The 11058-nt window shown below is 60.2% G+C and carries 10 protein-coding genes; 9 read left to right on the forward strand and 1 reads right to left on the reverse strand.

From position 1 onward, the window contains the following. Positions 1–369: 369 nt before the first annotated feature. From GPL81_RS30330 to GPL81_RS30340, 3 genes are all read left to right on the forward strand, one after another. Positions 370–672, forward strand: a complete 303-nt coding sequence (locus tag GPL81_RS30330) for a hypothetical protein (RefSeq protein WP_096512144.1) — start codon at positions 370–372, stop codon at positions 670–672. A 191-nt stretch (positions 673–863) separates the two neighbouring features. Further along, positions 864–2603 (forward strand): dipeptidase, encoded by a 1740-nt coding sequence (locus tag GPL81_RS30335; RefSeq protein ID WP_160109774.1) that lies wholly within the window; start codon positions 864–866, stop codon positions 2601–2603. A 297-nt stretch (positions 2604–2900) separates the two neighbouring features. Further along, entirely contained in the window at positions 2901–3461 is a 561-nt protein-coding gene (locus tag GPL81_RS30340) for a lipid-binding SYLF domain-containing protein (protein ID WP_160109775.1), read from the forward strand. Positions 3462–3737: 276 nt separating this feature from the next. On the opposite strand, the gene GPL81_RS30345 is transcribed toward GPL81_RS30340, so the two are convergent. Next, positions 3738–4613, reverse strand: coding sequence for a LysR substrate-binding domain-containing protein (locus GPL81_RS30345; RefSeq protein ID WP_160109776.1), 876 nt, complete (start codon positions 4611–4613; stop codon positions 3738–3740). A gap of 144 nt (positions 4614–4757) precedes the next feature. Between GPL81_RS30345 and GPL81_RS30350 the strand changes: the two genes are divergently transcribed. From GPL81_RS30350 to GPL81_RS30375, 6 genes are all read left to right on the forward strand, one after another. Beyond that, the gene (locus tag GPL81_RS30350) at positions 4758–5108 is read left to right on the forward strand and encodes a RidA family protein (protein WP_096512148.1); all 351 of its coding nucleotides are present in this window, start codon (positions 4758–4760) and stop codon (positions 5106–5108) included. Between the two features lie 46 nt (positions 5109–5154). Further along, positions 5155–6546 (forward strand): FAD-dependent oxidoreductase, encoded by a 1392-nt coding sequence (locus GPL81_RS30355; protein WP_160109777.1) that lies wholly within the window; start codon positions 5155–5157, stop codon positions 6544–6546. A 304-nt stretch (positions 6547–6850) separates the two neighbouring features. After that, positions 6851–8017 carry a 2-aminoethylphosphonate--pyruvate transaminase gene (locus GPL81_RS30360; protein ID WP_096512150.1) on the forward strand — a complete coding sequence of 389 codons (1167 nt, stop codon included), beginning with the start codon at positions 6851–6853 and terminating at the stop codon, positions 8015–8017. A 274-nt stretch (positions 8018–8291) separates the two neighbouring features. Continuing rightward, positions 8292–9635, forward strand: coding sequence for an MFS transporter (locus GPL81_RS30365; RefSeq protein WP_160109778.1), 1344 nt, complete (start codon positions 8292–8294; stop codon positions 9633–9635). A 38-nt stretch (positions 9636–9673) separates the two neighbouring features. After that, entirely contained in the window at positions 9674–10501 is an 828-nt protein-coding gene (gene phnX / locus GPL81_RS30370; protein ID WP_160109779.1) for a phosphonoacetaldehyde hydrolase, read from the forward strand. A 74-nt stretch (positions 10502–10575) separates the two neighbouring features. Further along, on the forward strand, positions 10576–11058 hold a 483-nt coding region (locus GPL81_RS30375), incomplete at its 3' end, for an aldehyde dehydrogenase family protein (RefSeq protein ID WP_160109780.1).

Raw genomic sequence — 11058 nt, forward strand, 5'->3', positions numbered from 1 at the left:
CCCCCACCAACCCCCACGCCCCAGCCACCCCCCCCGCACACCCCCCCACCCACCAAAGAACCTCCACTCGGCCTCTCGAGGGTGCTAACACCGCAACAGCCAAAGCGAGGCGGCCTGACAGCCGACCTGTTCGCGAATTCGTACGCATTTCCCCTGTAGGAGCTGGCTCGCCAGCGAAAGCGGATTGTCTGTCGAAACCGATGTTGTTTGTGCTGCCGTCTTCGCTGCGGTGCGCAGTGTTCCTCAGTCTGAGCGCAAGGCGTCGGCAGAAGAACTGACCCGGCGCGTCAATCAGCGGTCAATTTGAACTAACCTGAGTACAACGCCAGCGCAATCACGCCTCCAGCCTCTTGATACAGGGGAAACGGGATGACTCGATTGATAGCACGCCCATGCCCGTCCTGGGTCCTCCCTTCCCTGCTCGCCATCAACCTGGCGCTGACGGCGGGATGTGCGCACAAAGCTGCCAGCGCTCGCCGTGCAGAATCAACCGCTGGCTCGAACTGCTATGCAAAGGCGCTACCGTCTGTCGGCGAAGGTGGCCTGGCCTGGGGCGCTACCTTGAACATCGCTCGCCAGAAATCCATGAACAATTGCATACGCTATGCCGGGCGATCCGGTGGCACACCCGATACCTGCCAAGTGGTGTTGGCCGAGTGCAAAAATCAATAGAGCAGTAGCGCGTTGACATCGTCGTTCACCGCTTCCCCGGACTTTCGTTTGTGCGTCGCTTTTGCATTTCTGTGCGACAGATCCCGCTTCAGGGGCTCCCGCTTAACGCCTTCGTGGTGTTAGTTTTGAAATGTTTCTGATCAAACGATCAGATATTTCTCACAAACTGCCTGCAAAGGAATGCTCCCTCAATGGATTTTTCATTCAAGCACCTGGCCGCGACCACCCTGGTGCTCGCCAGCCTTTCGTCGTTCACCACCTCGGCCAACGCCAACATCACCCCGCAACAGAGCGCAATCATCCTCAAGACATTCAGTGATGCGTCGGTGACGGATTTCAGGCAGTTCCTGGGACGCCTGGCCCAGAGCGATGTCGCCAAGACCGACGACCTCGGCCCGGCCATCCGTGCCTTCCTCGACAACAAGACGCTTTCGGCCGGGCAGCAAAACGATATCCATCGCCTGCTGGGCCTTTATGCCCGGGTCAAATACGGCAGCGCGGCCACCGAAACCTTGCGTGAGCTGGTGGCTATCCCGACTGTCCGCGTGGACGGCGTGGCCCAGCACGAGAATCCCGAATTCATCAAGATCGCCGACAAGATCAAGGGCCTTGCCCAGGCGTTCGACCTGAACTTTCGCAACATCGACAACCGCGTCTATGAAATCTCCCTCGAAGGCACGGGCGATGAAGTCGTGGGCATTCACGCCCATGCCGATGTGGTGCCGGTGACGCCGGAGAATTGGGTGCTGCAGGACGGCACCCAACTCGATCCCTTCAAGGTCACCCTGGTCGGCGATCGCATGTATGGCCGAGGCACCGAGGATGACAAAAACGGCATCGTGGTGGCGCTCTATGCCATGAAGACCATCAAGGAAGAGAAGCTGCCACTGGCGCGCAATTTCAAGCTGCTGGTCGACACCACCGAGGAAACCACGGGCGACGCCATTCCCTATTACTTCGAGCGCAACCCGACGCCCGACTACAACCTGGCGCTGGATGGCGGCTACCCGGTGGTGATTGCCGAAAAAGGCTACGGCACCGTCATGGCCCGCTTTGCCCGGCGTAACGCTCAAGGCAAGGGCGCCGAGATCACCGCAATGACCGGCGGCCTGGCCACCAACCAGATTCCGTCGACATCGGTCGCTACCCTGGTGACTGACAAACCCGCCGAACTGGCCGCCAGCCTGCAAAAGGCCGGCAGCGATTATGCCAAGCGCAATGGCGGCAACTTCGACGTCACCGCCAAGGTCGTCGGCAAGGACGTCAAACTGACGGTCACCGGTGTTTCCGCCCACTCCTCCGAGCCCGAGTCCGGCGTCAACCCGGTGGCCAGGATGCTGGACTTCATCAATAGCCTCGACGGCAAGGTCGCGCTCAAGCACAACGCGTTTACCGACGCCGCCCGCTACGCCGCCGACAACTGGGGACTGGACTACCTGGGCAGCAAACTGGGGGTCGGCTTTTCCGATGAATTCATGGGCCCGCTGACCACTTCCCTGACCTATGTCGGAATGGATGACAACGCCTTCAAACTGGCGGTCAACCTGCGTGTGCCGAAGGGCAAATCCCCAGAAGAGCTCAAATCGGAAATCGCCGGAAAGCTGGATGCCTGGAGCAAAAAGACCCGGATCGCACCGACTTTCGACTATTCGATCGCCGAACCGATGTACCGCAACCCCGAGGGTGAATGGGTCAAGGCCCTGCTCGCCGTGACCAGCGAAAACCTCGGCATGGAACACCAGTTCGGCACCTCCGCCGGCGCCACGTCGGTTCATGAACTGCCCAACGGCGTGCAATTCGGCCTGGCCATGCCCGACGTCAAATACACCGGTCACAACGACAACGAGTTCAAGACCACCGGGCAATTCCTGCTGGACCTGCAAATCGTGACCGAAATGATGGGACGCGTCGGGCAGTTGCCGACACTCTGATCCCCTTCAGGGCCCGTCGTTCTGACGGGTCCGCTTCCAGTTTCGCCAGAGCCCCCCTGTCGACGATACGGCAGTCTGTCAAAAGTAACCTCTGACGACGAACCTTGGCCCTTGCACTGTGGTCACAACAAATGATGGCATCGCGCCTGATCAAAGGCCCAGGGTCTGCTCCACTCAAGCGCGACGCTTGCAGCTCACACACTTTAGGGTGCGCAGGATAACGTGCAGTGGGTTCGGCCCTGTTCAACGCAGGCTGCCTGTTGCTCCCATCCCATGCTCCCTTATCGGAGTACGCAAATGACTCAATCAATGCGCTTCTTCCTGTCGATCTTCCTCGCAACCGCATCATTGATCTCGGCAAGCCTCCTGAACACTGCAGGTGCCGCCACCGCCGAAGACCTGAATGCCGACTCTCGGCAAGCATTGCACACGCTCTATAAGACCAACCCCTTATCTGAAACCATCTCGCACCAGGCCAAGGCTGTGCTTGTCTTCCCGAAAATCATCAAGGCGGGCCTTGTCTTCGGCGGCAGCTATGGCGAAGGCGTATTGATGAAGGGCACGAAAGTCGAGAATTACTACAACTCCGTCAGCGGGTCATGGGGGCTGCAGGCGGGCGCCCAGTCGTACGGCTATGTGGTGTTCCTGATGACCGACAAAGCAGTGAAATACATCACTGAAACCAAGGGCTGGGAAATCGGCGTAGGGCCAACGGTGGTGGTAGTTGATGAAGGGGTCGCGAAGAACCTGTCCAGCTCGACGATGAAAGACGACGCCTACGCGTTCATCTTCGACCAGCAAGGGTTGATGGCCGGGATCAGCATCGAAGGCACCAAGATTTCCCTGATCAAGCGCTAAAAACGGTGATTTGGTTGTTGAATCAAGGCCGTGGGTGTCGCCTTGGCGGACTGTCAGTAAAGCCAAAGTCCGCCTACGACTACAGATAACACACTGACTTGCAGGAGCTGGCCTGGCCAGCTCCTGCAGGGGAATGCATAAGAATTACCTGTCAGGTCGGCCGGTAGTGTGCAGGCATGAGATTTGTGATCTGCCATCTCAGGTATGAACGCCTCCTATGGGTCGGTTTCAGCCCGCCGAGAAAGGCAGAAAACGGCCAAGGTTGAACGACGAACTTCACGCTCCCAACCCTTCCCTGACGATGTCGAAAAAGGTCGTCAAGATTCGCCGCGAGCTCTGTGCCCGCAAGCACACCAGGGTCTCGGTGAAGCAGCGCTGGCAGTCGCTGATCGGCAGTCCTCGAAGCCGGGAATCAGAGCCCAACTCGGCGGCCGAGACCACACCGACGCCCATGCCGATCGCCACGGCTTCGCGCGCGGCCTCACGCCCTTCCACTACGATCGCCTTGCGGATGCGCAAGCCTGCTGCCGCCATCTCCTCTTCCAGGGACAGCCGTGTGACAGAACCTTGTTCGCGCAAGACCAGCGGCGTGTTGTCCAGGTCAGCGAGGGAAATAGAGGTGCGTTGCGCCCATGGATGGTCATGGGCGACGAAGGCGAGCATCGGATCACTGCGCAGGTGCAGCGTCTGCAAGCGCTCGTCCTCGATGTGCCGTCCCAACAGGGCAATGTCTGCCTGGTGCCCGAACAACCGCTGCAGGACCTCATCGGTGTTGGCCGTTTCAATCTTCACGTCGACACCGGGGTAACGGCTGCAGAAACGGGCGACATAGGGCAATACATGCACCGGCGCATCCACGGCGAGGTTCAGGGTCCCGGTCGAAAGGGTGCGGTAGTCCATGAGCATGTCATGGGCATCGACACTGATGTCGAACAGTCGCTGGGTCAAGCCGAACAGGTGCTCGCCCACCTCCGTCAGGCGCACCAGCCGCTTGTCGCGATAGAACACCATCACGCCGTAGTAATCCTCGAGCTTGCGCACCTGGTCGGATACCGCCGGCTGGGACAGGCAGAGCTGTTCGGCCGCCCGGGTGAAGCTGCCATTCATGGCCACGGCGTGGAACGCCTTGAGTTGTGTATGGGAAATCGCCATTGGAGACCTTGCTATAGATTTAGCTTATTCATGCATTCGTTAAATCGATTTTATTTATGAAAGATGAACTGCAAGCATGGTTTTCGCAAGTTCTCTGACTGCTGCCTGAGCAGCGGCATCGCTGGCATTGACCTGGAGTGCTCTATGGAAATTGAACGTTTTGCCGCGATTAAACGCCGTTCGGACATGGTCCGGTACGACAACCACCTCTACATCGGGGGCCAGGTAGCCACGGACCTCAGTGGCGATATCGAGGCGCAGACCCGTGAGGTGCTCGCGGGTATCGAGCAGTTGTTGCTCAGTGCCGGCAGCGACCGTACGCGAGTGCTGTCGGTGCGCATCCTGCTCGCCGACCGTGAGGACTACGAAGGGCTGAACAGGGTCTGGGATGAATTTTTTCCCGCAGGCCACGCCCCCACCCGTGCCTGCACGCTGGCGCAGTTGATCGACCCCGCCTGGCGCGTGGAAATGATCGTGGTCGCAGCGTGCGCGTGATCACGTCCAGTCCTTTACCTCGAACCGTTCAATGGAGATACCCCCCATGCGACCCTACTGGCTCGAACAGGCCCTGAAAGACCAACCCGACACGCCCTGTCCGCGACTGCAGCAGGACACCCGCGCCGACGTCTGCATTGTCGGTGGCGGTTACACCGGCTTGTGGACCGCGATCATGATCAAGGAACAGAACCCCGAACTGGACGTGGTCATCGTCGAAGCCGACATCTGCGGTGCCGGTGCCAGCGGACGAAACGGCGGTTGCGCGCTGTCCTGGTCGGCCAAGTACTTCACCCTGGAGCGCTTGTTCGGCGTCGAAGAGGCGGTACGCCTGGTCAAGGAATCGGAACAGAGCATTTACGCCATCGGCCACTTTTGCGAAAAGTACGCGGTGGATGCCGATTACCGCCTCGATGGCACGCTCTACACCGCGACCAACCGCGCCCAGGTGGGTTCGACTGACGGGGTGATCGCGGCGCTGGAGCGCAATGGCATCAACTCGTTTTCCAAATACGCGCAGGCTGACGTGCAGCGTATGGCGGGTTCGACCCGGCACATCGAAGGCTGGTTTTCGCCAGCGGCTGCCAGTGTGCAACCGGCCAAGCTGGTCCGCGGCCTGCGTCGGGTCGCGCTGGAACTGGGCGTGCGAATCTACGAAGGCTCGCCGATGACCGGCCTGGAACAAGGGCTGCCGGCCACCGTCGACACGCCGGGTGGGCAAGTCGTCGCCGATCGCGTGGTGTTGGCGATCAACGCCTGGATGGCGCGGGCCTTTCCAGCATTCGAGCGGACAGTGGCCATTGTCTCCAGCGACATGATCATCACCGAGCCGCGACCTGATTTGCTCAAGCGCATCGGCTTGACCAGCGGGGTCACCGTACTCGACTCGCGAATTTTCGTGCACTACTACCACAACACCCCGGACGGCCGGATCATGCTCGGCAAAGGAGGTAATACCTTCGCCTACGGCGGACGCATCCTGCCGGTGTTCGACCAGCCCTCCCCCTATGAAGGCTTGTTGCGTAACACCCTGGGGGAGTTCTTCCCGGAGTTTGCCGATGTCGGCATCGCCGCCACCTGGAATGGTCCGTCCGATCGCTCGGTCACCGGGTTGCCGTTTTTCGGCCGTATGGGCGCGAGGGGCAATATCTACTATGGCTTCGGCTACTCCGGCAGTGGCGTCGGTCCCTGTCATATGGGCGGGCAAATCCTCTCGTCGCTGGTGCTGGGACTGGACAATCCCTGGACGCGCTCACCGCTACTGCAAGGTCCGCTCGGCCACTTCCCCCCAGAGCCAATTCGCTATCTGGGTTCACTGATGGTGCGCAACGCCGTTCGCCGCAAGGAGCGCGCCGAAGACCACAATCGACGCCCGAGTCGACTGGATGTGCGCCTGGCAAAATTCGCCGCAGCGGCCGGCAAGGCGGATAAAGGCTAACCGCTTCGTCTTGCCGGCGAATTTTTTTTCGCTGACCAACAGAAAAACCTGCCCGGCTCCGACCGGGCAGGTTTTTTTGCGCGGGATTTACTGGACGCACGGATGTCCCTGTAGGAGCCGGGGTGTCTTTGTTTCTGTGTTTCCCGGGATTCCGTGAAGAACAAGACCGGACGGGCATCATCGAGAGTCTTATAAGCTCAACTTGTTTGTGACATGTGATAAATCGATTTCATTTATTTCTCGGCGAGTGTTTTTATCGCTCCGTGCATCACTCCCCACAAAAACAAAACCGCCGGAGAAGATCATGACCAAAGCTGAGTTTCCGACTCCCCTGCCGCTGGCCACACCAGCCCTGGGCGAACCCTACCTGCTGACCCCGGGGCCCTTGACCACCTCGAAAGCCACCAAGGAAGCCATGCTCCGTGACTGGGGTTCATGGGACGGAGCCTTCAACCGTGTCACCGCCGAGGTTCGCCAGCACCTGTTGCACATGGCTGGCGTGCAAGACGACAGTTTTGCCTGTGTACCGTTGCAAGGCAGCGGCAGCTACTCGGTGGAGGCGGCGCTGGCCACTGCCATCCCCCGTGACGGCAAAGCCTTGGTGCTGATGAACGGCGCCTACGGCCAACGCGCCACCAAGACCCTGGAGTACCTTGGTCGCGCCTTCATCACGCTGGACAAAGGTGACTACCTGCCACCGCAGCCGGATGAAGTGGACGCACTGCTCAAGGCCAACCCGGATGTGACCCACGTCTTTCTGGTCCATTGCGAAACCAGCTCCGGCATCCTCAATCCGCTGCGCGCGATCGCCGATGTGGTGAAGGCCCACGGCAAGCGCCTGATCATCGACGCCATGAGCACCTTCGGCGCCGTGCCGGTGACCGTCGATGACATCGCCTTTGACGTGCTGGTGTCCTCAGCCAACAAGTGCATCGAAGGCATCCCCGGCTTTGGCTTCGTGATCATCCGCCGCTCGGTCCTGGAAGCGGCCAAAGGGCGCGCCAATTCGTTGTCCCTCGACCTCTACGAGCAGTGGGTCTACATGGAGCGCACCGGCCAATGGCGCTTCACTCCGCCGACCCACAGCGTGGTGGCCTTTCACAAAGCCCTCGAACAGCACGCGAACGAAGGCGGCGTGCAAGGCCGGCTGGCGCGCTATACGCGTAACCGCGACGTTTTGGTCAGCGGCATGCGTGAACTGGGATTCCGCACCTTGCTGGAAGACTGCTGGCTGTCGCCGATCATCACTACGTTCTTTTGCCCCGAACACCCGGATTTCCAGTTCATGCGTTTCTACGATGAACTCAAGACCCGCCAATTCATCATCTACCCGGGCAAGTTGACCCAGGCCGAAAGCTTCCGCATCGGCTGCATCGGACAGATCGACGAATACGTCGTCCATCAACTGCTACGCGCCATCGCCGACAGCCTCATTGCCATGGGTGTGGATATGCGTAAAACGCCTGACTGATCGCCCCCTTTCAAGGTCCCCGTCAATTCGAGCACAGGTGCAATGGGTAGCACCTTTGGACAGGGATCTTTTTTTAATCATGGACTCGCTGACACCTCGCCCGGCTGCGCCGGACACCCGTCAGTGATCGCGACAAGTTGATATTTCAAGCCTGAAGCCGTTCTCACCGCCATCTGAACAATGTCGTGAGTCCGGGCGGGCTTGTGCATCAAAAACAAAAACAAAAACCAACCAAATTTGCGCTGTCTGGCACCTCACACGGGATCAGAACACCATGAACAAGCACACCACAAGCCCACTCGCAACCGGCTGGAAATCCCTCCAGCGTTGGCGCGTGCAGATTTTCCTCATCACCTGGGTGGCCTATGCCGCCTTCTACTTCACCCGAAAAGCGTTTTCGGTGGCCAAGCTGGGTATTGGCGAAGACCCGAGCTTCATGCTCGAAAAGTCCATGATGGCCAACCTCGATGCGCTCTACCTGACCGCGTATGCCGTGGGCCAGTTTCTGTGGGGCAACTTTTCTGACCGCTTCGGCCCGAGGGTCGTGGTGCTCAGCGGTCTTGTCATCTCGGCCGTGGCCGCGCTGGCCATGGGGACCTACGCCACCTTGCCGATTTTCGTCTCCTGCATGCTGATTCAGGGGCTTGCCCAGTCCACCGGCTGGTCAGGCCTGTGCAAGAACGTCGGCAGTTTCTTCAGTACCGGAGAGCGTGGCCGCGTACTGGGCTACTGGAGCACCAGCTATGCATTTGGCGGCCTGGTAGCAACGCCCTTTGCCGGCTGGTGGGCCTACAACTCGTTCCATGACTGGCGCATCGCGTTCATCAGCAGCGCTGTGGTGGTCCTGGTGGTGGCGGTGTTGTTCTTCGTGCTGCAACGAAACCGGCCGGAAGACGTGGGTCTGCCAGCTGTCGAGATCGAACTCGAGCCGGTCAGCAACGTCGTCGTCCCGCGTGAAAGCATGTGGGCCGGCTTGCGCACCGTGATCAAGAATCGAACCGTGCTGGTGCTCGGCCTGGCCTATTTCATGCTCAAGCCTGCGCGCTACGCCATCCTCCTGTGGGGGCCGGTGATCATCTACGATCGGATGCCCGAGATCGGCAAGGTTGCCTCCTCCATCGTTCCCACCTCGTTTGAACTGGCTGGTCTGGTCGGCCCGATCCTCATCGGTATTGCCTCGGACAAGTACTTCGGTGCGCGTCGCATACCGGCCTGCGTCCTGAGCCTGGTCGTGCTCACTATTTGCCTGGGCTTGTTCGTGCCGGCCATGCAGAGCGGCAGCCTTTATATGGTGGTCGGCTTGCTGTTCATGATGGGCCTGACGCTCTACGGACCGGACTCGATGATCAGCGGTTCGGCGGCCATTGACTTCGGCAGCAAGGACGGCGCGGCCTCCGCCGCAGGCTTCGTCAACGGCTGTGGCTCGGTGGGGGCGGTCCTCGGCGGCCTGCTGCCGGGCTACTTCGACACCATTACCGTGTTCCTGGTGTTCACCGGCACGGCACTGCTGGCCAGCCTGATGCTGGTGCCTTTCTGGAACAGCCGCCCGAAAACAGTGGAAACCGTTTCGCTTGAGTCGACCGCGGTGCAACCGGCCGTTGTCGGCACCGCTTCCTGATTCCGAACGTCCAACTACCCCTTACTGGAGCAATCACCATGCACTACAAACAACCGACTCAACTGCAAGCCGTGGTCCTGGACTGGGCGGGCACCGTCGTCGACTTCGGCTCTTTCGCACCGACGCAAATCTTCGTCGAAGCCTTTGCCGAGTTCGGCGTTGCCGTCTCCCTGGCAGAAGCTCGCGGGCCGATGGGCATGGGCAAGTGGGATCACATCCGCACGCTGTGCAACGAGCCACAAATCGCCGATCGCTACCATGCCGTCTTCGGCCGTCTGCCAACGGACGACGACGTCACCGCTCTCTACGAGCGCTTCATGCCGTTGCAGATCGAGAAGATCGCCCTGCACTCGGCATTGATTCCCGGAGCGCTCGATACGATCAACGGCTTGCGCGACAAGGGCCTGAAGATCGGCTCCTGCTCGGGTTATCCGGCAGTGGTCATGGAAAAAGTCGTAGAGCTGGCACGCAAGAACGGCTACGTCACCGACCATGTGGTTGCCACCGACGAAGTGCCTAACGGTCGTCCGCATCCCGCACAGGCGTTGGCCAATGTCATCGCGCTGGGGATCGACGATGTCGCGGCTTGCGTCAAGGTCGACGACACCTGGCCGGGCATCCTCGAAGGCCGCAGCGCGGGCATGTGGACAGTCGCACTGACCTGCTCCGGCAACGCACTGGGCCTGACCTATGAGGAATTCAGAGACTTGTCCCTGGAAGAATTGGCCCAAGAGCGCACACGCATCATCAAGATGTTCGAAGGCTCTCGCCCGCACTACCTGATCGACACCATCGTGGATTTGCCCGCTGTCATTGAAGACATCAATGCGCGTCTGGCACGTGGCGAAACACCGCAGGGCTCCTGACCTGCCGGGCCTATGCCACTGACAGTGGCCGTCCTCCGGGCGGTCACAACCAAAAACAACAAGAGAAATCGATCATGAACTACGCCCACCCAGGCACTCCCGGTGCCATCGTTTCCTTCAAGTCCCGTTACGGCAACTACATCGGCGGCGAGTTCGTCGCACCGGTCAAAGGTCAGTACTTCACCACCACCTCGCCCGTGAATGGCCAGCCGATTGCCGAGTTCCCGCGCTCCAGTGCCGAAGACATCGAAAAGGCCCTGGACGCTGCCCATGCCGCCGCCGATGCCTGGGGCAAGACTTCGGTGCAGGACCGCTCGCTGGCGCTGCTGAAAATCGCCGACCGCATCGAGCAAAACCTCGAACTGCTGGCCATCACCGAAACCTGGGACAACGGCAAAGCCGTGCGCGAAACGCTGAATGCCGACATCCCGCTGGCCGTCGACCACTTCCGTTACTACGCCGGGTGCATCCGGGCCCAGGAAGGCAGCTCGGCCGAGATCAACGAACACACCGCGGCCTATCACTTCCATGAACCCCTGGGCGTGGTCGGGCAGATC

Source organism: Pseudomonas izuensis, from assembly GCF_009861505.1.
GTDB classification, from domain to species: Bacteria; Pseudomonadota; Gammaproteobacteria; order Pseudomonadales; family Pseudomonadaceae; genus Aquipseudomonas; species Aquipseudomonas izuensis.